The sequence below is a fragment of the Methanothermococcus jasoni genome, assembly GCF_049075655.1.
GTDB lineage: Archaea > AGJL01 > Methanococci > Methanococcales > Methanococcaceae > Methanofervidicoccus.
The window spans coordinates 556,376-577,051 of sequence record NZ_CP157522.1; the positions used below are offsets into that span (position 1 = coordinate 556,376).

Below are 20,676 nucleotides of genomic sequence, written 5' to 3' on the forward strand. Positions count from 1 at the left end.
AAAACATAACTTTTTTAAACTCCTTTTAATTATTTCTATTAAATTTATAATTATTTTATTATTTATAATGATAATGGTGAAAGGATGAATCCCTACGATATAATGAAGGCATCACAAATATCCTGCTGTTTAGAAGTTAGCAGTTTTAAACCTGGAAATGTTCATAGAAACAGAGAATACGATGATATAAAATACCACCATTTCCTGAGCTCAGGCATAGCATTTGGAAATATAATATACGAAGCATCTCAGGATAACAAGGATATTGGAAAATACATAAAGTTGGCAGTAATCGAGTCAAAAAAATGGTCTCCAACTAATGCAAACTTAGGTATAATTATGTTGCATATGCCTATTGGTATGAGCTCAGGGAAAATCGATGAATTTGATGAAAATGAATTGAAAAAGGAAATAATATCCACAGCAAAAAACACCACTGTAAATGATGCAGTAAATGTTTATGAAGCTATTGAAATAGCAATGCCGAATATAACTCCCCCAAAAGAAGGTCCCGACGCTCAAAAAAATGATGCAAAACAGGAATTAATAGAAAAAAATTTAACGCTATACGATGTTTTTAAAATATCTTCCACATGGGATAGCATTTCAAAGGAATGGGCAGAAGGATTTAATATATCCTTTAAAGGATACAAACTATTAAATGAATATTATGAGGAATACAACAACATAAATTTGGCAACAACAAAAACATTTTTAAGTATTTTATCAGAGCATCCAGATACCTTAATAGCAAGAAAAAAGGATTTGGATACTTCAAAAATGGTTTCAGAAATGGCAAAAGATATACTGGATAACGGCTTTAAAAAAGAAGATATTGAAGAGTTTGATAAATTCCTATCAAAAGAAGGAAATAAATTAAATCCCGGAACAACTGCGGATTTAGTGGCATCTTCATTGATGATATTTTTATTGGATAGGATAGATAAAAAAGATACTGTGTTATGCTGACCTACTCCAACGACTAAAGTCGTTGGGTTCTTTTAGTAGGGTCTAACCCTACATGGGTGGCCAAGCCCACTACCCCTATCTCCGTTTAGGAGATTCAGGGCTACGCTATACACTTCTAACCACTACCAGCGGTAGAGTTTTCGATAACCCTACCCATAATTACTTGGACTGGTAGCGTTACTTACTATTAATCTTCTCATATTTATAGTTTACTACTTACTATCTGATATAATGTCCGCCTCTCATCCAATCTCGTAAGAGATTTTACAAAACTATGTTTTGTATAACGATTAAAATCGTTGGCTTTCTCGGCGGTTTATCGTAAATTATTTCTCTATTTTTAGATTAAAATCTCCAAATATTCTTTTTATATTTGAAAAATGACGATCTTTTGTAATTAGTTGCATATTCCTATTTATACACATCGATGCTATTAAAATATCAATCGCAGGAATTGGTTTTCCAATTTTTAATAATTCATTTGAAAGTTTAATGCTTAATTTAAAATCATCATCAGTGGGATATAATACAATCATATCAAGCAATAATGCTTTTGGGAATTCTATTACATTAAAAATTGTAGTATAACCATTTAACTTTTCTTTGTTTTTATAGGCATCTATAAGTTTGTTTGTGTCGTATATGTTCTCTTCCATTCTTTCTCCCTCATTTTCTCATAATGCCCCTCATACTTATCAATATCAATATTTTCGATATCTCTTTTGAAATCATCTCCAAGTTCTTTAAGCAAATCTTTTGTGGAGTATTCTGATTTACTTTCGATTTTATTTAAATACTCAATTATGGCTTTTCTTGCAACTTCACTCCATTTTATTTCTTTATGTTTTTTCATTTTTGAATATATCTCATCAGGTAGTGAAAGCGTTATATTTGACATATTATCACCAATGTATAATTATGTGGATGCACATATTTATGTGTTTCTTTATGTGAGCTCATCAATATTTATTTTCACCATCATAGTAAATTATATATGCAATCCATTTTAATTATTTTTAAATTAATATGATTTAATATAACGGTGATTAAATGAGCGAAGACAAGTATGAAAAAGTAATGGATTTGGCTAAAAGAAGAGGTTATTTATGGAGCTCCTTTGAAATATATGGTGGTATAGCAGGTTTTGTAGATTATGCACCACTTGGAACAATATTGAAAAACAATATAATTGACACATGGAGAAAGCACTATATTATAAACGAAGAATTTTACGAGATAGACAGCCCAACTATTACACCATACGAGGTTTTAAAAGCATCTGGGCATGTTGATAACTTCACAGACCCAATGGTAGAATGTAAAGAATGTTTGGAATCATTCAGAGCAGACCATATTATTGAGGAAAATATCGACATAGACACTGAAGGAAAAACACTTGAAGAATTAAATGAGCTCATAAAAAAACACGACATAAGATGCCCAAAATGTGGTAGCGAATTTGGAGATGTTAAAAAATACAATTTGATGTTTTTGACTTCAATAGGTCCGGGAGGAAAGAGAACAGGATACATGAGACCAGAGACAGCTCAGGGAATATTCATACAGTTTAGAAGATTGGCAAGTTTTTTCAGAAACAAACTTCCTTTTGGAGTGGCACAAATTGGTAAATCATACAGAAACGAAATTTCCCCAAGACAGGGGGTTATCAGATTAAGGGAATTTACACAGGCTGAGGCAGAATTTTTCGTTCATCCTAAAATAAAGAACCATAAGAGATTTAAAGATGTGGAAAATGACATAATACCACTTCTTCCAGCAGATAGACAAATGGATGAAACACTGAGCTCAGAGGAAAAAGTAGTAAATATGACATTAAAGGATGCTGTGGAAAAAGGAATAATAAGGCATGAAACCATTGCATACTTTGTGGCGATTACAAAGAGATTTTTAATGGATATTGGTATCGATATAAACAGATTGAGATTTAGACAGCACCTTCCAGATGAAATGGCACATTATGCAATTGATTGCTGGGATGCGGAAATTTACACAGATAGATTTGGATGGATTGAGTGCGTAGGTATTGCAGACAGGACAGACTACGATTTAAAGGCACACATGAACCACAGCGGTGTAGATTTAAGGGTTTTTGTAGAATACGATGAACCAAAAGAAATTGAAACCTACGATATTGAATTAAACTATAAGGTTGTTGGAAAGGTATTTAAAAAAGATATGAAGCTCGTTGAAAATACATTAAATAACATGGACGATAGTGAAATAGGAAAAATGGTAAAAGAGCTAAATGAAAATGGAAAATATATTTTAACAATCGAAGATAAGGAGTTTGAGATACTAAACGACTATTTAAAAATAAATAAAACTAAAAAGAAAATCTCCGGAGAAAAAGTATTGCCACATGTAATTGAACCGTCCCATGGTATCGACAGAATTACATACTGCCTTTTAGAGCATGCCTACAATGAGGAAGAGGATAGAACATATTTAAAGTTAAAACCAGAAGTAGCTCCTGTAAAAGTTGGAGTATTCCCATTAGTCAATAAACAGGGTATGCCAGAAATTGCCATGGAAATAAAGGATAAATTAAGAAAAAACGGAATAATTGCCGAATATGATGACAGCGGAGCAATTGGAAGAAGATATATGAGAATGGATGAAGTTGGAACTCCGTTCTGCATTACTGTTGATGGCCAGACATTGGAGGATGGAACCATTACAATAAGACACAGGGATACAAGAGAGCAAATTAGAATTAAAATTGATGAAGTTGTAGATTACATCAAAAGAAATATTTAACATATTCCGCAAGAAATCAGATAAAATCACTCCGTGATTTTATTACTGTCCTTCGCTACTCGACGAAATCCTATGGATTTCGTGAGTTCGACAAAAACCAAAGGTTTTTGTGAATCGACAAATTTCTTTGAAATTTGTCTCGATCAGCAAATCTTTGATTTGCTTCGATCGCTCAGACATCCCCGTCCGTCATACAAATCCTTCGGATTCGGATGAAAATCTTACGATTTTCATTACTCAAACCTTCAGTTCGATTGTAAAATCACCTGCGCGGAGCGAAGGTGAGCTACAAATTCCGAAGGATTTGTTCAGTCTCCTCGCTATCACTCGAAGATAAGAACAGGGCAATTCACCAATTAGCATAAAACCATGCAATATAAAAAAAGTATTTTAAATAGCTTGTTACATTTAAACAACTTATCTACTTAAATGAAACTTAATTTATTTTGATAATCTTCTAAATTTTTTAATGCTGAATGGACGATACTGCTGGACTCATTATTTAATTTCATACCATATCTTGTAGATTTTGCCAAAACCTCCAGATGCATCTGTTCCAAGACCTCATTAATATCATATCTATTCATTGAATATTCTAATGTTCTAAGGGTATTCAATATATTTTCTCTGATGATATACTCGGGCGTCTTTAATTTAGAGTTAAATTTGCATGCATCAATAACTCCTGCGGCTATGGTGATGGCAAAATAATGTGTCATGATTGCAGTGGGTGACGATACATTAGATGATGCCATGTTACCCATATTTTCAGGCAAATTATTCTTAATTTGTTCTAAAAATTTCCCAAAGTGTTGGGTATTTATTGGAACCTCCCCATATTCTTCAATTACATTCTTAAACGCCTTAATAGTATCCAATATGGCCTCGTTAGATACTCCCCCAGGAAGTTTAAATCTTTCATTTAATTTGTATGCATCAATAATTCCTGCAATCATGATAGCAGTAAAATGACTGTTTATATCTGCAACAGAGGATGAAACATCAGCAGGAACCACATAAGCTTTTTTATTGGCACTTTCCGCCAGTTCAACACATTTTTTTATCTGCTCATCAGTAGCATAATTTGTTCCATCTGTTGAAGTTCCGCTTATCACATAATGGCTATGCTGTGGAGTTCCAGGAACCGCAGCAGGATGCATTGAAGATATACCCACATCCTTTCTTTTTGTTCTGAGCTCTACTTCAAGTGCAGCATATAAAACAGCGGGGGATATTGTGCATGTATTTGCTATAATGGCATTTTCAGGGAGGTGGGGAATTATATTTTTTGCTATTTCAATAGTTTTTTTTCCAAATGGTGTGAAAAATATGGCTATCTCCCCATGCCTTGCAGCTTCGATATCGTCTGAAACCACCTTAACCCCGGATTCTTCAACTTTTTTCCACATTTCCTCAGTTAGTATATTTTTGTTAGGTTCTGCAAGTACAACATCATGTCCTGCTTCTGCAAACTCCATGGCAATTCTACTTCCGCCATAAGGTGCCTCCCCACCATAATTTTCAGGTAAATTTAATTGATTTACATACAGGTTTTGGTTTCCTGCACCATATACTGAAATTTTCATGCATCCACCCATTTTAATTTCAATATGCATGCTCAAGGTCGATGTTAAGGATGTCTTTAACTTCGTTGAGTTTTTCGAGAAGCGCATTTCCTTTATTAGTTAGGATAAACCTACCATCTCTATCTTTTTCAACAAAATCATGTCGTTCGAGAAAATCCATGTATCTCTTAAATACCTTCCAATCTAAGTTTGCATAATACATTATTCTTGTTTTTTTACATCCTCCCATATTGATAGCATTTAGAATGCCAAATATTATCTCCATTTTATCCCTTCTATTTCCATTTAAACCATAAATTGGCATGGAATAAAACATTTGAACTCTTTTCATATTTGCCCCTCCAATTACCACATGCTATGGATATAGTTTCCGACCTTTATTATGTATCTATTTATGTAGGTATTAAGCCTATGTTATGTATACATGTTTATGCAGGTAATTAAAATAACATGAAAAAAAGACATGGTGGTATATCGCAGGTTTATAACCCTACAAAATTAATTATATACTTTATGATATATATTCTTAACTATTAACCATTTTGGTTAAGTTTTTAAAAAAGGATAAATAAATATTATTTGCTCATTTTTTTAATTAAAATGGCATTGGTTGGACATCTTCCAGCGCATAGTTTGCAGTTATGACAGTGTTTTGTATCATATACATAGTATTTTCCATTTTTATCGACTTTCCAAATTCGCGGTGCTTTTGCACAGACATCATAACATTTTCCGCATCCTATGCATTTTTCCCTATCTACGATTATTTCTACAACCATTTTTTTACCTTTTATTTTTTTAAGAATAACATATTAGTGATAAAATAAAAAATTATATATTATACGATATATCAATACATATACGAAAATCGGAGGGATAATATGGACACTAAAGATATGAAGATATTGAACATATTAATGAAAGATGGTAGGAAACCCTACACTGAGATTGCCAAAGAGCTGGGAACTAGTGAGAGCTCCATTAGAAAGCGAGTTAGAAAGATGGAAGATGAAGGCATTATCAAAGGATATAAGGTGGAAGTGGAACCCTCTAAAATTGGATATAATGTTGTCGCTTTAACAGGTTTTGACACCAACCCCGAGGATTTTTTAACTGTTGCAAATAAGTTATGCGAATTTGACGAGGTTAAAAAGGTATGGACCTCAACAGGTGACCATATGATAATGACTGAAATCTGGGCAAGGGATGGTAGGGAACTATCCGAGATTTTATTTAACAAAGTCGGTAAAATCGAAGGTATAAAGAAAGTATGTCCCGCCATTATATTGGAACAACTGAAATAAATTAATAAACTAAATTTCGGCCATTTTATCATGAACTTCAATTCTCTGTTCTTTAAACCATTTTCCATACCCTTTTACATCCATATTTTTAATATGCATAACTAACCATCCAATAATAAAGTTTAGTGCCTCTCTAAACTCTTTATCTTCGCCCTTCTCAATCTGTGGAGCTAAGGTATTTACAACATGCCTTACAAAAAACCCGTGTATTTTTTTATGTTTTTCTAATTCTTCTTCTGGATAACCGTATCTCTCCATAACCTCTTCTTCATGTTTAAAGTGTTTATCAGCATAAGATACTACCTTTTCCATCAATAATTTTTTTGCTTCGTCTCTTTTACCACCCCTTAATAGATTATATATGTTATTTATTGTTTTAACAAGGAATTTATGTTCCTCGTCAAAAGCAGCAATACCGGATTCTAAATCTTTTGACCATTTTATTATTTCCATAAAACCACTCCATAAATAGAACAAGCATTTACCATATCTCAAAATATATTCAATTATAAACATATGTAAATATATAAGTGCATAACATACTTATGTGCCCCACTTAAAAAAATAAACGACAAATGTATAATTATTCAAAGTATCTTTCTAATATTCCTTTTAACATTTTTGCATGTCTTGCTTCATCTCTGCTTGATTCATCAAAGAAGTCATGTGCAGGGTCAATGTCCAATTCTTTTGCCTTTGTTGCAGCAGCTTTTTTCTCTTTGTTTGCCATGCATTCTCCTTTTAACATCATTTCAATGTTCTCTTTTAAGTTGTCTGAAATTACCCCGTTCATCTCAGCAAAGTGTGCTGCGTGTTCAGCTTCTTCAAATGCTATTCTTTTTAAAACTTCTGCAACTTCTGGGAGACCTTCTCTCTGAGCCTGTCTTGCCATTGCCAAATACATTCCAACTTCTGCACATTCTCCTTTAAAGTTTGCTTCAACTTCTTTTTCTAAGTCTGTTCCTTTTGTTGTTCCTATTTTGTGTTCGTTTATTAATTCTACATCTACCATGTTATCACCTTTTTTATTTGTATATAATAATTATAATTTTTAATATATATTTTTAATCGTATGGATTTCATATATTTTTCAGCAATATGGTATGAAATTCGTATTTACATAAATTTAAGAAATTGATGTATAAAAGAGAAATTATTTAGAGAAGGCGAGAAGTTATTCCATCTGAGTGAAACGAGGAAGTTATAAATCCTGAAAGGGATTTATTCCATTTCTTTTATTCTTACTGCCAATCTCTTACCCATGTTGTAACATTTTTCCAATTCATCCTCTGTTGGAACATAGTACAATTCGTATTCATCCAATACATTGAATCCGCATGCTTCCAATTCTTTTGCAATCTTTTCAACTGCTCCTCCTTCTCCACCCATTGAACCGAATGCAAGAGCAAGTCTTTTCAATCCTGTTCTGTTGAATTTTAAACCTTTTAAGTAGTATATCAAGTCTCCAATTGATGGGAATGGCTCATCATATATTGTAGGTATTCCAAAGAGAACAGCTTTACTGTCAAGAATATCCTTAACAATTTCACTTCTTTCATCATGGTGGAGGAAATACATTGCAACATCTACACCTTCGCTCATGAGACCTTCTGCAAATGCATGTGCCATTTTCTGTGTTGAGTAGTGCATTGTGTCATAAACGATTGTAGCTTTGTTTTTACATTTTCCTGTTGCAAAGTTCTGGTATGCTCCAATTACTTTCATTGGGTCTGTCCAAATTTGCCCGTGTGATGGTGCAATCATTTTTATTTTTTCCAATAATCCGAGCTCGATAACTTCATTGAATTTCTTCAATACAAGTTTTGATAATGGTGTAATTAAGTTTGCATAGAACTTCTGGTTTGCATCCATCAATATATTTTCTGGAATTTCGTAGTCGTATCTCTGTGGGAAGCACAAGTGCTGACCAAATGCGTCGTTTGAGAATAAGATTCCTTCTTCTGCATAGAATGTGAACATACTGTCTGGCCAGTGCAATAATGGTGCTTCAAGGAATACCAATGTTTTCCCACCAATGTCTAATTTCTCCAATGATTTAACAACTTTAAACGGAGCTCCTTTCAAGGATGGGAAGTGTTTTACTAATCCTTCAACTGCTACCTCAGTACAGTATATAGGAGCTTCTGGGAATTTTTTGTGGATTTCAGGTAGAGCTCCTGAGTGGTCTTTCTCAACGTGGTTTTGGACGATTATGTCTATTTTAAACTCTCTCCCTTCTTTTTCACATGCATCTTTTATTCTACCCCACATTTGAGCGGATGTTCCTGGGTATGTGTTGTCTATCAATACAGTTTTATCCTCCCCAAATATCAAGTATGCGTTGTATGTTGTTCCCTTTAATGTATATCCATGGTACATTCTAATGTCCCAGTCCATTACTCCTACCCAATATACTCCATCTGCTATTTTAAAAGCATCTGCTTTCATTCTATCACCCTTTTGATTTACAAATATATTGTTTTTTTGATGGTATATATATTTATCCATATTACGATATAATATAGTGCATTATTGAATATATTAATTTAACCGTGCGTATTTCGCCTAATTATCTGTATAGTATACGAATTTCGAACAATCCCATATAATAATATAATTATTAAAAATAACTTTATTAAGTAAAATAAAAAATAAAAATAGTAAATTAACACTGCAATATGTTGCAGGATTATATCTATAACCAATTTAAGGTTTGAAATCAATGCCCTCTTTTCTACAAACACTTTTGCACTCAAAACATCGAACGCACTCCTTTTGGTTAATATTTTTAGTTAGCTTTATCTGCATTGGGCATTTTCTTTCGCACAACTTACATTTTACACAGTTATCATTTAGTTTTAATTTAAACAGAGATTTTATTGAAAGTATCGATAATAATGCCCCAACGGGACAGAAGTATTTACAAAAAGCCCTAGGGATAAAAAATGAAACTATTGCAAATGCCACCAATACTGCCAATGAAATCATATTTCCAGATATTCCCTCCATTTCTGGCAAATAAACATTATATGGACTTAATCGAATATATGCAAGTATTACAAATAAAAATAATACGATATATTTTAAATATATCAATTTATTGTGAATATTCTCTGGGAGCTCCGGAAGTTTTTTTAACTTAAACCATTTAACCCTCAGCATATAGCTGAGCTCGAATAGAAATCCCCACGGGCACCACCAGCTACAAAATACCCTTCCAAAAATCAGTGTTAAGACAAGCACTACTATGGATATAACCATATAATTTTTTCCAATAGTTCCCGTAGTAATGAATGTATTTGCAATTCCTATAAATATTAAAAAGAAACTGCCTGATAGGATGAATTTTATAAAAAACGCTGTTTGAGATATTTTTCTTAATATTTGGAGCTTATCCATGGTTTCACCAAAAATATATTTAAAATGTTAAAGGAATTTATTATAAAAAAATTTATTATAGGGAGCTCTGCCCAAAAATTCCACATCTTCCGCAAAACTTATTTTTGCATTTATACGGCAAAAGTGCTTTTTTTACGGCATCTAATGCAATATAACCTGCTTCGTGAAGCATGGTGTCTTCCAGTTCCTTATCATATTCCATACTTCCCAAACATGGATAGTTGTGGTGAGCATTTGCTATCTCGTCCTTTAATTCGTTTATGATTTTTCCCTTAATCCTTTTGGATATATAGTGGGTTTCACCACATGGTGCCGATATAATCACCTTAACATCGTCTATTTTATGCCCATCTGATGATTTAATTTCAACCTGTGGAAATCCTATTTTAAAGTAATTTATAAACTCATTTAAGACCTTTCTCTTATGCCTCTTTTTTAAAGCACAGAATGGCTTTGGATTTTCAAAGTCCATTCCATTTTTTTCGCACATTTCCTTTAAGCTGTTCCTCATGGCAATTGATAAATCAGATGGTGTTTCTGATGGCACTATTAATAACTTATAGTTTTTTTCTGCCAAAATGTTTGGGAGCTCATACAGTAAATCTTCATGAAGTTGAGCAATCGCCACATCACCCTCCGGGAGCTCAGGTATGTAATCGGAAGCATCCTCTATAAATTCATCCTCATCAACGGCGTCCAAAACTACCGCCTTTACATCATCTTTATAAGTCCAATCCCCTCGACAGTTATAACAATCTTCACAGATTCTACAAAAATCTGGCTCATTCAGTAGGTTTTTATAAAATTTCTCCATTCTCTGGTTTCCTTTATGATATATAAATGTAGCTTTCATAATATCACCTAATAGTGAGTGAGCTACAAAATCCGTAGGATTTAGCTCAAATCACTTTAAAAAAGTTTATTTCTATATATTTTAATTGGTATTCAATACATAAAAACATTTTTGACTATTGCTTTAAAAAATAGGACATAATTTTTATTAAAAAATTTATAATTTTTATTATTTTTATTTTCATTAAATTTTTATTATTTTAAACTATTGGCGAGCTCATTTACCTTGCTCTCAATCTCATCTCTTACCTTCCTATAAAATTCAATGTCTTTATCTGCTGGGTCTTCAATATTCCAGGCAATGTGTTTTTTAGCTGGAATCGGAGTGAGCGAAGCGAACGGAGAGCTACAAAAATCACTTTGTGATTTTTGTTCAACAAAAGGGCAGGCTCCTAAACATCCCATAGTAACTACAATATCGAAGTTCCCCACTTCTTTAACCACTTCATCTATTGTCTGCGGTTTTTCTTTAATTTTTAAGTTTTTCTCACTCATCACTTTAAAAACCATCTCATCAATATTTTCAGTTTTTTCCACTCCTGCACTGTATGCATCAAGTCCGAATTTTCTTCCAAATGCCTCAGCCATGACGCTTCTTCTTTTGTTGTGTATGCAAACAAATAAAATTTTCATATTATCACAAACTTCTTATTTATTATTTAACTGGCTCTATTTTAAAATAGCAGGCGTCTGCCCCCTGTGCCATGCACCTTATTTCATCCACCACCACAGTTTTATTTAGTATGCATTCGTAGGCACCAGCAAGGACTCCTGCATCAAAATAACATATGGGTTCATTGGATTCCAAACCATCGCACAATGCACAGTCATTTACTTTTATAATAATAGGATTTTTACTTTCAATTTTCAATACTCCCAAGTTATTTTTTCTGAAAAATTTTTTCAATTCCATATAATTTTTTGGATTAATATGCCGTCCAAACTCATATCCAATATCGTATAATGTAATCTCAGAGTTTAACTCTTTAATTTTTTTCATCATAATCATAATCATAAGTCGGAATATTTCCAATGGAACATATTCTTTAATATTTCTATTTGTATATTTGCTTTCAATAAATGTGTATTTTTCTTTGTCGTATCCCTTTTTTAAATGCTCAACAGATTCCTTTATGAGCTCATCATCATTTGAAAGATAAATACCTCCCTTTGTCGCGTCATCATCATTCTTCCCCAATATTGTAAGGAAGTCCTCCATATTTTTTGTTTTTAACTCCATTTTCATGTTATCTCTTCAAATACTTTTTTATATATTTATATTTATTACATATAACTTACATATAATGATAATGGTGCGAATAACGGTAAAATACACTAAAAAAGAGACGAAAAACGGAAGAATGAAGAGTTAATGAATTAAAAGAAAATAATATTATTTATAATCTGTAAAATTCCTTTGCATTTTTATAGGTGGAGCTCACTATTTTATCATCTTCAACTCCAATTTTTTTCATGCATAATTTTGTTCTAGGCAAGGCATAAACGTCTGCCTTTAAACTTCCCAAATCACTGCTTAGGATGAATTTTTTATTATAATTTTTTATTATTTCTGATGCTTCCATAGGGCTTATTTTCATAGGTTGTTGCACTGTTAAACCAATATAAACATCCCTATCTATTAAATCCACAGTATCCTTATTGATGTGGTCAATCATTACCAAATTATCCTTTATTTTCACTTCATCCAAAATTTTTAAAATTTCGAGTAATGCCTCTTTCTTATTCTTTTCAGGAGTATGGACGATTATGGGCATGTTGTAATCCTTTGCTAAATACAACTGCTCTTTTAAAAGTTTCTTCTCATCATCGGTTAAATAATGTAATCCAGTTTCCCCAATAGCTACAACATTTTCATTGTCTAAAAACTCTGGAAGTTTTTTTATAAGGAGCTCCCAATTTTTAGGGTATCCCATAGGGTGAGCTCCCACTGCAACCTTAACATCAACTCCTACCATTTTCCCTCTTTTAGTCTCTAAGTTAATCAACCTATCCCAATGGTCTAAACAAACTTCTGGAACGCTCATTTTATATGGGTCATGGGCACATGTGATTATTGTTTCAATTCCACATAATGCCATTTTCTCCAAATCTTCAAAACTTCTTACATCCAAATGAGTATGGGCATCTATCATAAAACCACCTTAAATAATTTAAATATGATTAAATATGATTTTTTAAAATAAAAACTTAATGAATATAATTTAATAATTAATAAAATTTATAAAAAACATATAAAAAACTAAAAAAAATAAATTATTTTGTTAAATAATAGTAAAATTTCTCATCATCTGCAAGGCAGTGGATTGTTGCCTGCCTAATTCCAAAGTTTGTTCCTACCTTTTTTACAAACATCTTTTCTATATCGATAGTTTCTTTTAAAATTTCTACAATATCCCCCTCGGTGTTTATGTTTATTGTTGGTTTCTCATTGTAGTATATTATATATTTTTCATACAAGAGCTCCGCACCCTCCATCTGAACCTTTGAAAAATCATTTAATAGTTCATTGTTATATTGCTCGATTGAGCATAATTTGGCAATTATTGATAGTTTCATTTTATTCGATATTATTTTTACCACATTTTCTTTTAAATGTTCCATTATTTCACCTAAAAAGTAATCACATCTTCATATTCGTTTAAAATATCTTTTAATTTTTTGTAGCTCACTAACTCAACACCATCCAATATGTCGTCAGCATTTAATTCCCTATCCTTTAAACACTCCTCGATGCAGTATATTTTGCATCCAAAAGCACTTAAATTATTTATTACATCCACAATTGAAGGCATTCTCAATTCCTCTGGTTTTTGCCCAGATTTAGCATTATAAACCCCGTCATGAATTAAAATGACATCAGATTTTTCAATAATTCCACTGGCAATTTGGGACAGTGCAAACATCATGCCGGCGAAGGAATCTTCACTTCCATAAGGTGGCTTTAATATTATCGTAATAAGTGATTTAACCATTATTTCACCTTGTAAGCGTAATTACTCTATCACTATCTGCTATATACTTTGAAAGGTCATTAGTTAAGCTTCCAATTTTACATCCTTCAATAACATCTTCTTCATAAATTCCTCTTGCATTTGCACATGTGCTACATGCCGCCACATTCATGCCTTTGTCCATTAAATCTTTAATCATGTTTCCAAGGTTTGGGAATCTCTTTGGAGCTTGTTCATCTATTATTGCAGTGATTCCCTCACCATAGAAAAACATATTTACCTTATGTCCTTTCTTTAATGCGGATTCTGCCAGTTTTACGGCAAAATTACCATCCATATTCATCATGGCACCAGATTTTAAAATAATAGTTAAAGTTTTCATAAACCCACCTTAAAGAGTAATCACTTGGTTGTATTTTTCCATAATCAAATCCACCGCTGTATCATAGTCAATAAGTTTTGTTTCTTCGATATTTTCAAACCCTCTTGCATGTGCGTCATCCTGCATTGCATATATTTTATAACCGAGCTCCCTAAGTTTGTTCCTCATGCTTGAAGTTGTGGCATAATATATCCCATCTTCTGCAAGAAGAACTCCGTCGTTGCCATCTTTTAATTTTTCCATTACTTCAATGGCATTACACTCAAAAGGAGATTTTAAAAGAATAAATAGCGTCATTAAATCACCCTATGAAAAGCTGAACTTTTGCATCCATTGCAAGGTCTATAAATTTTGTAGCCCCGACTATTTCCACTCCATCAATTAAATCCTCTTCTTTTACTCCCATTATACTCATGGATGTGCTACATGCGTAAAGCTTAGCACCTAAATCAATAGCCTGCTGTCGAGATTCCTCAAATCCACCAATATTCTGCTTTTTCATTTTCTTTTCCATCATCTTTACTCCCAAACTTCCAAATAATCTATATATTCCCGGAAGTTTAGGCTTAGCATTCTTCTTTAATATTTCAAGTCCAAAAAATGTAAAGAATATATGCACCTCCATCCCCATGGACGCACCTATGGTTCCAAGAATAAATGCCATCATAGCTTTATCAAAAGTGCCTTCTGAAACCACAAGTGCCATCTTATCAGCCATAATATCACCAAATAATAGATAAAAAAATAAAATAAAAAATAATAGTAATAGACATTAAGACATTATTTTTTCTTAATTTTGAATGTCAAAACCCCATTTTCTTCGGTCATTTCAAGTAATTCATTTCCTGTTCTATTGCACCATGCTGGAACATCTTCTTTTGCTCCAACATCATCAGCTATGAGCTCTAAAATCTCCCCTTCTTTTAACTCCTTCATTTTCTTAGCGAGCTCTACAATAGGCATAGGGCATTGTAGTCCTCTCGCATCCAATGTAGCCATATTTACACCTTTCAATATTTAATTAATTAAAGATAATTAAAATTTAACCTTTACAGCCCCTGTTGGACATACATCTTCACAAACTCCGCAACCTGTGCATTCATCTTCATGAGCTACAACAACTTTTTCTCCATCTACTTCAAAAACTTCCATAGGGCAGTTTTTTTCACATTCTCCACATTCTTTTGCTCCTTTACATATATCGTAGTTAATTGTTACGCTTGCCATTTTAATCACCACCATATTTAAGTTATTATTATTTTATTTATTTACTTCATTTATTTTTTATTTTATTATATTTTAAGTTATTCGTTAATTTTAATCGGTTCTTCTGGACCGCCTATTTTTGAAGGATGTGGTGCTTTAATTACAAAGAATTCAAGAACATCGCATGTTAAATTTTGAGCAATCATCTTTGTATTGAACGGCAAATGAATTATTGTTCCAGCAGGATATACTTTTGGCTCTTGGCCTTCCAAAGTTAATGTCATCTCTCCCTTTACAACTATTAAATGAACCTTTGAGTTTGTAAAGTGCTTAGGTGTGCCTTCTCCTTTTGGAAATATCATATGAATAATTTGAACTTCGTCGGTATTAACTATTTTTTCCACAACCTTTGAATCAGATTCAGTTGTAAAATTATATACTGTTTCTATCATAATATCACCTTAAAAAAATAAAAGATAGTTGGTAGTTAATTATTTACTAGCTAATTACTTATTTCTCATTTTCGCAATTATTTGTTTATCAATCTTTCAATGTCTTCTTCCACTGTTGAGATTACTCCTATTCCAAAGTTATCCACAAGAACCTTTGCAACATTTGGTGATAAGAATGCTGGCAATGTAGGTCCAAGAACTATGTTCTTTACACCTAAGTAAAGCAATGCAAGCAATACAGCAACAGCTTTCTGTTCATACCATGCTACATTGTATGCTATTGGCAAGTCGTTTATGTCTTCCAATTCGAATACTTCTTTTAATTTAAGAGCAATTACTGCCAGTGAATAACAGTCGTTGCACTGTCCAGCGTCTAATACTCTTGGTATTCCGCCAATGTCTCCTAAATCCAATTTAATGTATCTGTATTTTGCACATCCTGCTGTAAGGATTACTGTGTCTTTTGGCAATGCCTTAGCAAATTCTGTGTAATACTCCCTGCTTTTATGTCTTCCATCACATCCAGCCATTACAACGAATTTTCTTATAGCTCCTGACTTCACAGCTTCAACAACTTTATCAGCTAACGCCAATACTTGGTTGTGTGCAAAACCACCTACGATTTTACCTGTTTCAAGCTGTTTTGGTGGAGCACATTTTTTAGCATGCTCGATTACTTCTGAGAAGTCCTTATTTCCATTTTCATCTTCTGGGATTCTTTTAAGTCCTGGGAATGCAACGCATCCTGTTGTATATACTCTGTCCTTGTAGCTGTCTTTTGGTGGAACAAGACAGTTTGTTGTCATTACAATAGGTCCATTGAATGCTTCAAATTCTGTTACCTGTGTTGCCCATGAACCTCCGTAGTTTCCTACGAAGTGGTCGTATTTTTTAAATGCTGGGTAGTAATGAGCTGGCAACATTTCGCTGTGTGTATATACATCTACACCAGTTCCTTTTGTTTGCTCTAAGAGCTGCTCTAAATCTTTCAAATCGTGCCCACTTATTAATATACCAGGATTGTTTCTAACCCCGATATCTACCTCAGTTATTTCAGGGTGCCCGTAGGTTTCAGTGTTTGCTTTATCCAATAAAGCCATTGTATCTACTGCATACTTACCAGTTTCAAGTGCAAGAGCTGTTAAGTCATCAGCTGATAAGCTGTCATCCATTGTAGCAACAAGTGCCTTTTTTATGAATTTATGGACATTTTCATCAGTGTATCCCAATACCATAGCATGATGCATGTATGCCCCTATACCTTTAATTCCATAGGTTATTAATTCCCTTAAAGACCTTACATCTTCATTTTCTGTTGCTTGGATGGACACTTCTTTTGAGTTTGCCTTTGCAATTATATCGTCGTCATTTTCTGGCATCCATGTTGCATAATCAGGGAGCTCATCACAACATCCTGAACATGTGCATTCTGACTTTAATTTTTCTCTAAGTTCTAAACCTTTTTTAATTTTCTTTATTATGTCTTCATCGTCGAAATTCACATTTGTAACTGTTGTGAAAAGTGCATCTACAATATATTTATCTATTTCTTCGCTGGATTTTCCAGTTTTTTCACTTACATATGCCAAACCTTTTACTGTATATATTAAAAGGTCTTGAAGATTTGCCACATTGTCCTTTTTGCCACATACCCCCATTGTTGTGCATCCAGTGTTCCTTGCAGTTTCCTGGCACTGGTAGCAGAACATTTTTGTTGGTCTTGTATTGTTTGATTCCATAGTTTTACCCTCCAATATTTTATCTACAATTGATTTTATTTTATTTTGTATATTATTCATATTTTCACCTATGCAGTTAATATTTATTTCTTTTAATATATATAATCATTATTGTTAAAAAATCGTTAATTTTTAATATAATTATTATTATTTTTATTACTATTTTTATGATAAAGTATTATTATATTTAGTTTAGTAATTTACCATCAATTGATACAACACGTTTGTTTATTTCGCAGTCGATTCCATCAAGTGCCTTCTTCACTAAATTATACATTGCTGAACAGCAGGGAACGCTCATAATTACAACATCTACTTTCTTTATGCCGTTTAATTTGACTATTGCCCTTATTTTTTCGGCATATCCTGAAATATCATCCAATTTTGGGCATCCAATCGCCACAACTTTTCCCTTTAAGAATTTTTTGTGGAAATTTGCGTATGCGAATGGAACACAGTCCGCCACTATTGCCAATTCAGCATTTTTGAAGTAGGGTGCCATCGGATTTAGAAGGTGAAGCTGAACAGGCCAGTTTATTAGTTCTGAGCTCAGTTCAATATCATCATCTTCATGCCCAACATCTGCCTCTCTATTAAAGGTTCTTGCTACTGAGCTCGGACATGAATGACCTGCATGACTGCCACATCCACCTTTCTTTTCACCCTCATTTATCTCAACTTCTTCTTTTATTATATTCAAGGCATCAACAGGACATACATCCAAACAGGAGCCCACTCCATCGCAGTAGATTTCTTTATCCTTATTCACCTTTACCTTCCCCGTTTCCTCGTCAGGAATTAGGATATTTTCCTCGCAGGCATCAATACATAGCCCGCATTTCTCATATCCTATACATTTGTCCTGGATTACCTCAACTTTATATTTGGTTATTTTCATAATATCACATTGCATAAATTTTATTTTTTAAATTTCACAATATTAAAGGTGTATTTAATAGTATAAAAAGATTTTTGACTGTTTTATGTCAAAAAAAGCTATAAAAATTGTTCTTTTTCATTCATGATTTGATATAATTGTTATGAAAAAAATTTAAAAATTTAATATTGTTTAAAAAATTAGATAAATATAACGAAATAACCTTAAAAAGTTATTTAAAATAGAAATACGACAGCATGCTTAGTTTATACTATTTTCCGGACATATGTCTCCTTTACACATTTGATTTAAAATCGTTAATTTGGAAATCTCAGAGCTCCGTATCGGCATGCACTTAGACACAGTGAGCATCCTTTTACACAGTTGGATTTATTTTTTACTACGACTTTGCCATTTTCAATATCATAAACCCCGTTCCTGCAAAATTTATAACATAATGTGCAGCTTTTACACTTATCGTAATCGATTGTAGGCCCCCATACTTCATTCAATGATTTATCATTTCCTTCTATTTCTTTTTCTCCATTTTTATTTTCCCTATTTTTCCTTTTAAATATATTCATTATTTTTGAAAACATAATACTCCCCTAATAATTTAAAAAATAACTACTTTATCATATATTTTTCCATCTATTTTATCCACCTTATCATAAAATTTGGAAACATCTTTTGAATTGCCCTCTACAATAAAAATCTCTACTTTTTTATTTTTTCCGCAGGATGTGGTAATATACGACTGGTTTATTGATTTTACTATGTCGTTATGTTCAAAGTATGCCTTACTCATTTCTTCCATTGCCTTTTTTGTTGGAGTATATACAACGATAATAATGCCACTAACATTACCATCTTTATTCAACTGATTGCTTTCTAAAACATGCTTTCTTGTGGCATCCCTTATGAGCTCACTTCTACTTGAATATCCCTTCTTTTCTACAACTTCATCTATCTCCTTTAAGAGAAACTTTGGGAAGGATAAACTAATTCTTTCAACATTTACCATGGTGCTATCCCCTCATATTTTTTATATACTCTGGTGTGGTATCCTGCGGGACGCCATAATGAAACTCCCTTGAAGCTTCAAAAATTTTTATACATCTATCTCCAAATCTCTCAACATCTTTTAAAAACATTCCAAATTGAACATAATAGTTTATATCCTCTGATTTACATCCCCTATCTGAAATATTTTTCATAATTTCATCTAATTTTTTATGCAAGTTTTCCTCTAATTCATATATTTTAAAACTTATTTTTTTATTTTTTACCACATCCATGGCAATTATAAACATTTCTTTGATAATAGCAAATATTTCATCAACATTGTCGGATAAATAATCCTTTACCTCTAATCCATTTGTAATCTCTTCGGCAATATTTGATATATAATCTCCGCATCTTTCAATATTTGAAGCAATTAACGATAAAAGCATTGCCTGTTCCATTGGCAAATACTTTAAACTGTCCATTTTAATTGATAGGTGAATTTCTTCTTCCATTTTATTTAATGTATAATCCTGAAAAATTATGCTCTTTGCATCCTCTAAATTGTGAGTTTTTAACGCATTAAATGCTTTATCCAAATTATATAATACATTATTTCCCATCTTTTCAAACATTTCAATGATATTATTCAATGGCTTGTCAATGTCTTGATATACGCCAAGTTCAGACAACTTATCCATATTAACAACATAAGGATGCATTACAACCCTTTTTTCTATCAAAGGCTTTAAAAGTTTTGCAACATACCTTCTACTTATATTAAGTTTTTGGGCTATCTCATCCTGAGTCTCTGGTTCATCTTCAATTATAATCTTGATAATTGCCGCCAATGTGGCTTCTTTTCCCCTTAGCATCATACCACAGATTTTTATTTTAATTTTTAATCAATTTTTTAAATTAATTTTATAAATATATTGGATTTATTATATTTAGATTTGTATGATATATACTTCATATAACCACCTTTTTTGATATTAAATATTACTTAGGTATTCAAATAATATATTTTTAAGTAATCAAATAAAAAGTTTATTAACAGAAATGTTTATATGTGAGTTAATCATATTGTTTAATGTCCAGCTCTCATCAACTTCAACTTAAACTTTAAACGCTCCATTGACATCTGCATGGAAT

General features: G+C 32.5%; 29 protein-coding genes. 3 read left to right on the forward strand and 26 right to left on the reverse strand.

Annotated features, from left to right (window positions below):
* Positions 1–84 precede the first annotated feature (84 nt).
* Positions 85–969: a triphosphoribosyl-dephospho-CoA synthase gene (locus tag Mjas_RS02885; protein WP_421078275.1), complete on the forward strand. Its 885-nt coding sequence runs from the start codon at positions 85–87 to the stop codon at positions 967–969.
* 326 nt (positions 970–1,295) lie between these two features.
* On the opposite strand, the gene Mjas_RS02890 is transcribed toward Mjas_RS02885, so the two are convergent.
* Positions 1,296–1,625, reverse strand: a complete 330-nt coding sequence (locus Mjas_RS02890; protein ID WP_421078276.1) for a type II toxin-antitoxin system VapC family toxin — start codon at positions 1,623–1,625, stop codon at positions 1,296–1,298.
* Complete coding sequence (locus Mjas_RS02895; protein ID WP_421078277.1) at positions 1,589–1,867, reverse strand: hypothetical protein; 279 nt, start codon at positions 1,865–1,867, stop codon at positions 1,589–1,591. Before Mjas_RS02895 ends, Mjas_RS02890 begins: the two co-directional genes overlap by 37 nt.
* 152 nt (positions 1,868–2,019) lie before the next feature.
* On the opposite strand from Mjas_RS02895, the gene glyS reads away from it, so the two are divergent.
* Positions 2,020–3,747, forward strand: coding sequence for a glycine--tRNA ligase (gene glyS, locus Mjas_RS02900; RefSeq protein WP_421078278.1), 1,728 nt, complete (start codon positions 2,020–2,022; stop codon positions 3,745–3,747).
* Positions 3,748–4,172: 425 nt separating this feature from the next.
* Here the strand turns inward: glyS and Mjas_RS02905 are convergent, their stop codons facing one another.
* From Mjas_RS02905 to Mjas_RS02915, 3 genes are all read right to left on the reverse strand, one after another.
* Positions 4,173–5,333 carry a H(2)-dependent methylenetetrahydromethanopterin dehydrogenase-related protein gene (locus tag Mjas_RS02905; protein ID WP_421078279.1) on the reverse strand — a complete coding sequence of 387 codons (1,161 nt, stop codon included), beginning with the start codon at positions 5,331–5,333 and terminating at the stop codon, positions 4,173–4,175.
* Positions 5,334–5,352: 19 nt separating this feature from the next.
* Positions 5,353–5,664, reverse strand: a complete 312-nt coding sequence (locus Mjas_RS02910; protein ID WP_421078280.1) for a winged helix-turn-helix domain-containing protein — start codon at positions 5,662–5,664, stop codon at positions 5,353–5,355.
* Between the two features lie 244 nt (positions 5,665–5,908).
* Positions 5,909–6,112: an ATP-binding protein gene (locus Mjas_RS02915; protein ID WP_421078281.1), complete on the reverse strand. Its 204-nt coding sequence runs from the start codon at positions 6,110–6,112 to the stop codon at positions 5,909–5,911.
* A gap of 102 nt (positions 6,113–6,214) precedes the next feature.
* On the opposite strand from Mjas_RS02915, the gene Mjas_RS02920 reads away from it, so the two are divergent.
* Positions 6,215–6,637 (forward strand): winged helix-turn-helix transcriptional regulator, encoded by a 423-nt coding sequence (locus Mjas_RS02920; RefSeq protein ID WP_421078282.1) that lies wholly within the window; start codon positions 6,215–6,217, stop codon positions 6,635–6,637.
* A 9-nt stretch (positions 6,638–6,646) separates the two neighbouring features.
* Here the strand turns inward: Mjas_RS02920 and Mjas_RS02925 are convergent, their stop codons facing one another.
* The 21 genes from Mjas_RS02925 to Mjas_RS03025 all read right to left on the reverse strand — a co-directional run bounded on the left by Mjas_RS02925 (position 6,647) and on the right by Mjas_RS03025 (position 20,396).
* Positions 6,647–7,090 (reverse strand): bacteriohemerythrin, encoded by a 444-nt coding sequence (locus tag Mjas_RS02925; RefSeq protein ID WP_421078283.1) that lies wholly within the window; start codon positions 7,088–7,090, stop codon positions 6,647–6,649.
* Between the two features lie 130 nt (positions 7,091–7,220).
* Positions 7,221–7,649, reverse strand: coding sequence for a ferritin-like domain-containing protein (locus Mjas_RS02930; RefSeq protein WP_421078284.1), 429 nt, complete (start codon positions 7,647–7,649; stop codon positions 7,221–7,223).
* Between the two features lie 209 nt (positions 7,650–7,858).
* The gene (locus tag Mjas_RS02935) at positions 7,859–9,085 is read right to left on the reverse strand and encodes an FprA family A-type flavoprotein (protein ID WP_421078285.1); all 1,227 of its coding nucleotides are present in this window, start codon (positions 9,083–9,085) and stop codon (positions 7,859–7,861) included.
* Positions 9,086–9,343: 258 nt separating this feature from the next.
* Positions 9,344–10,036 (reverse strand): 4Fe-4S binding protein, encoded by a 693-nt coding sequence (locus tag Mjas_RS02940; protein ID WP_421078286.1) that lies wholly within the window; start codon positions 10,034–10,036, stop codon positions 9,344–9,346.
* 55 nt (positions 10,037–10,091) lie between these two features.
* Positions 10,092–10,889: a DUF166 domain-containing protein gene (locus tag Mjas_RS02945; protein ID WP_421078287.1), complete on the reverse strand. Its 798-nt coding sequence runs from the start codon at positions 10,887–10,889 to the stop codon at positions 10,092–10,094.
* Between the two features lie 194 nt (positions 10,890–11,083).
* Positions 11,084–11,521 carry an arsenate reductase ArsC gene (locus Mjas_RS02950; protein WP_421078288.1) on the reverse strand — a complete coding sequence of 146 codons (438 nt, stop codon included), beginning with the start codon at positions 11,519–11,521 and terminating at the stop codon, positions 11,084–11,086.
* A 22-nt stretch (positions 11,522–11,543) separates the two neighbouring features.
* A complete protein-coding gene (locus Mjas_RS02955; protein ID WP_421078289.1) occupies positions 11,544–12,134 on the reverse strand; it encodes a V4R domain-containing protein in 591 nt (196 codons plus the stop codon).
* Between the two features lie 151 nt (positions 12,135–12,285).
* Positions 12,286–13,041 carry a TatD family hydrolase gene (locus tag Mjas_RS02960; RefSeq protein ID WP_421078290.1) on the reverse strand — a complete coding sequence of 252 codons (756 nt, stop codon included), beginning with the start codon at positions 13,039–13,041 and terminating at the stop codon, positions 12,286–12,288.
* A 121-nt stretch (positions 13,042–13,162) separates the two neighbouring features.
* Entirely contained in the window at positions 13,163–13,510 is a 348-nt protein-coding gene (locus tag Mjas_RS02965) for a hypothetical protein (RefSeq protein WP_421078291.1), read from the reverse strand.
* Between the two features lie 8 nt (positions 13,511–13,518).
* Positions 13,519–13,881 (reverse strand): DsrE family protein, encoded by a 363-nt coding sequence (locus Mjas_RS02970; RefSeq protein WP_421078292.1) that lies wholly within the window; start codon positions 13,879–13,881, stop codon positions 13,519–13,521.
* Between the two features lie 4 nt (positions 13,882–13,885).
* Positions 13,886–14,242 carry a DsrE/DsrF/TusD sulfur relay family protein gene (locus tag Mjas_RS02975; protein ID WP_421078293.1) on the reverse strand — a complete coding sequence of 119 codons (357 nt, stop codon included), beginning with the start codon at positions 14,240–14,242 and terminating at the stop codon, positions 13,886–13,888.
* A 9-nt stretch (positions 14,243–14,251) separates the two neighbouring features.
* Positions 14,252–14,539, reverse strand: coding sequence for a sulfurtransferase complex subunit TusB (gene tusB / locus Mjas_RS02980; RefSeq protein WP_421078294.1), 288 nt, complete (start codon positions 14,537–14,539; stop codon positions 14,252–14,254).
* Between the two features lie 4 nt (positions 14,540–14,543).
* Positions 14,544–14,960, reverse strand: a complete 417-nt coding sequence (locus tag Mjas_RS02985; protein ID WP_421078295.1) for a DsrE/DsrF/DrsH-like family protein — start codon at positions 14,958–14,960, stop codon at positions 14,544–14,546.
* Between the two features lie 62 nt (positions 14,961–15,022).
* Positions 15,023–15,241 carry a sulfurtransferase TusA family protein gene (locus Mjas_RS02990; protein ID WP_421078296.1) on the reverse strand — a complete coding sequence of 73 codons (219 nt, stop codon included), beginning with the start codon at positions 15,239–15,241 and terminating at the stop codon, positions 15,023–15,025.
* A gap of 36 nt (positions 15,242–15,277) precedes the next feature.
* Positions 15,278–15,469, reverse strand: a complete 192-nt coding sequence (locus Mjas_RS02995) for an indolepyruvate ferredoxin oxidoreductase subunit alpha (RefSeq protein ID WP_421078297.1) — start codon at positions 15,467–15,469, stop codon at positions 15,278–15,280.
* Between the two features lie 77 nt (positions 15,470–15,546).
* Positions 15,547–15,900, reverse strand: coding sequence for a cupin domain-containing protein (locus Mjas_RS03000; RefSeq protein ID WP_421078298.1), 354 nt, complete (start codon positions 15,898–15,900; stop codon positions 15,547–15,549).
* A gap of 77 nt (positions 15,901–15,977) precedes the next feature.
* Positions 15,978–17,639 carry a hydroxylamine reductase gene (hcp, locus tag Mjas_RS03005; protein WP_421078560.1) on the reverse strand — a complete coding sequence of 554 codons (1,662 nt, stop codon included), beginning with the start codon at positions 17,637–17,639 and terminating at the stop codon, positions 15,978–15,980.
* A gap of 187 nt (positions 17,640–17,826) precedes the next feature.
* The gene (locus Mjas_RS03010; RefSeq protein WP_421078299.1) at positions 17,827–18,537 is read right to left on the reverse strand and encodes an ATP-binding protein; all 711 of its coding nucleotides are present in this window, start codon (positions 18,535–18,537) and stop codon (positions 17,827–17,829) included.
* A 296-nt stretch (positions 18,538–18,833) separates the two neighbouring features.
* A complete protein-coding gene (locus Mjas_RS03015; protein ID WP_421078300.1) occupies positions 18,834–19,115 on the reverse strand; it encodes a ferredoxin in 282 nt (93 codons plus the stop codon).
* 17 nt (positions 19,116–19,132) lie between these two features.
* The gene (locus tag Mjas_RS03020) at positions 19,133–19,540 is read right to left on the reverse strand and encodes a CopG family ribbon-helix-helix protein (RefSeq protein WP_421078301.1); all 408 of its coding nucleotides are present in this window, start codon (positions 19,538–19,540) and stop codon (positions 19,133–19,135) included.
* A 4-nt stretch (positions 19,541–19,544) separates the two neighbouring features.
* Positions 19,545–20,396 (reverse strand): PhoU domain-containing protein, encoded by an 852-nt coding sequence (locus Mjas_RS03025; protein WP_421078302.1) that lies wholly within the window; start codon positions 20,394–20,396, stop codon positions 19,545–19,547.
* Between the last annotated feature and the right edge of the window lie 280 nt (positions 20,397–20,676).

What these genes read in the sequence shown, in the direction of transcription:
- glyS (WP_421078278.1), top strand. Translation starts at nt 2,020, where the DNA reads ATGAGCGAAGACAAGTATGAAAAAGTAATGGATTTGGCTAAAAGAAGA.
- Mjas_RS02995 (WP_421078297.1), bottom strand. Translation starts at nt 15,469, where the DNA reads ATGGCAAGCGTAACAATTAACTACGATATATGTAAAGGAGCAAAAGAA.
- Mjas_RS02925 (WP_421078283.1), bottom strand. Translation starts at nt 7,090, where the DNA reads ATGGAAATAATAAAATGGTCAAAAGATTTAGAATCCGGTATTGCTGCT.
- Mjas_RS02890 (WP_421078276.1), bottom strand. Translation starts at nt 1,625, where the DNA reads ATGGAAGAGAACATATACGACACAAACAAACTTATAGATGCCTATAAA.
- Mjas_RS02950 (WP_421078288.1), bottom strand. Translation starts at nt 11,521, where the DNA reads ATGAAAATTTTATTTGTTTGCATACACAACAAAAGAAGAAGCGTCATG.
- Mjas_RS03010 (WP_421078299.1), bottom strand. Translation starts at nt 18,537, where the DNA reads ATGAAAATAACCAAATATAAAGTTGAGGTAATCCAGGACAAATGTATA.
- Mjas_RS03020 (WP_421078301.1), bottom strand. Translation starts at nt 19,540, where the DNA reads ATGGTAAATGTTGAAAGAATTAGTTTATCCTTCCCAAAGTTTCTCTTA.
- Mjas_RS02920 (WP_421078282.1), top strand. Translation starts at nt 6,215, where the DNA reads ATGGACACTAAAGATATGAAGATATTGAACATATTAATGAAAGATGGT.
- Mjas_RS02885 (WP_421078275.1), top strand. Translation starts at nt 85, where the DNA reads ATGAATCCCTACGATATAATGAAGGCATCACAAATATCCTGCTGTTTA.
- Mjas_RS02935 (WP_421078285.1), bottom strand. Translation starts at nt 9,085, where the DNA reads ATGAAAGCAGATGCTTTTAAAATAGCAGATGGAGTATATTGGGTAGGA.
- Mjas_RS02915 (WP_421078281.1), bottom strand. Translation starts at nt 6,112, where the DNA reads ATGGTTGTAGAAATAATCGTAGATAGGGAAAAATGCATAGGATGCGGA.
- hcp (WP_421078560.1), bottom strand. Translation starts at nt 17,639, where the DNA reads ATGGAATCAAACAATACAAGACCAACAAAAATGTTCTGCTACCAGTGC.
- Mjas_RS02940 (WP_421078286.1), bottom strand. Translation starts at nt 10,036, where the DNA reads ATGGATAAGCTCCAAATATTAAGAAAAATATCTCAAACAGCGTTTTTT.
- Mjas_RS02975 (WP_421078293.1), bottom strand. Translation starts at nt 14,242, where the DNA reads ATGAAAACTTTAACTATTATTTTAAAATCTGGTGCCATGATGAATATG.
- Mjas_RS02970 (WP_421078292.1), bottom strand. Translation starts at nt 13,881, where the DNA reads ATGGTTAAATCACTTATTACGATAATATTAAAGCCACCTTATGGAAGT.
- Mjas_RS03000 (WP_421078298.1), bottom strand. Translation starts at nt 15,900, where the DNA reads ATGATAGAAACAGTATATAATTTTACAACTGAATCTGATTCAAAGGTT.
- Mjas_RS02965 (WP_421078291.1), bottom strand. Translation starts at nt 13,510, where the DNA reads ATGGAACATTTAAAAGAAAATGTGGTAAAAATAATATCGAATAAAATG.
- Mjas_RS02945 (WP_421078287.1), bottom strand. Translation starts at nt 10,889, where the DNA reads ATGAAAGCTACATTTATATATCATAAAGGAAACCAGAGAATGGAGAAA.
- Mjas_RS02955 (WP_421078289.1), bottom strand. Translation starts at nt 12,134, where the DNA reads ATGAAAATGGAGTTAAAAACAAAAAATATGGAGGACTTCCTTACAATA.
- Mjas_RS02910 (WP_421078280.1), bottom strand. Translation starts at nt 5,664, where the DNA reads ATGAAAAGAGTTCAAATGTTTTATTCCATGCCAATTTATGGTTTAAAT.
- Mjas_RS02990 (WP_421078296.1), bottom strand. Translation starts at nt 15,241, where the DNA reads ATGGCTACATTGGATGCGAGAGGACTACAATGCCCTATGCCTATTGTA.
- tusB (WP_421078294.1), bottom strand. Translation starts at nt 14,539, where the DNA reads ATGACGCTATTTATTCTTTTAAAATCTCCTTTTGAGTGTAATGCCATT.
- Mjas_RS02930 (WP_421078284.1), bottom strand. Translation starts at nt 7,649, where the DNA reads ATGGTAGATGTAGAATTAATAAACGAACACAAAATAGGAACAACAAAA.
- Mjas_RS02985 (WP_421078295.1), bottom strand. Translation starts at nt 14,960, where the DNA reads ATGGCTGATAAGATGGCACTTGTGGTTTCAGAAGGCACTTTTGATAAA.
- Mjas_RS03025 (WP_421078302.1), bottom strand. Translation starts at nt 20,396, where the DNA reads ATGCTAAGGGGAAAAGAAGCCACATTGGCGGCAATTATCAAGATTATA.
- Mjas_RS02895 (WP_421078277.1), bottom strand. Translation starts at nt 1,867, where the DNA reads ATGTCAAATATAACGCTTTCACTACCTGATGAGATATATTCAAAAATG.
- Mjas_RS02960 (WP_421078290.1), bottom strand. Translation starts at nt 13,041, where the DNA reads ATGATAGATGCCCATACTCATTTGGATGTAAGAAGTTTTGAAGATTTG.
- Mjas_RS02905 (WP_421078279.1), bottom strand. Translation starts at nt 5,333, where the DNA reads ATGAAAATTTCAGTATATGGTGCAGGAAACCAAAACCTGTATGTAAAT.
- Mjas_RS03015 (WP_421078300.1), bottom strand. Translation starts at nt 19,115, where the DNA reads ATGTTTTCAAAAATAATGAATATATTTAAAAGGAAAAATAGGGAAAAT.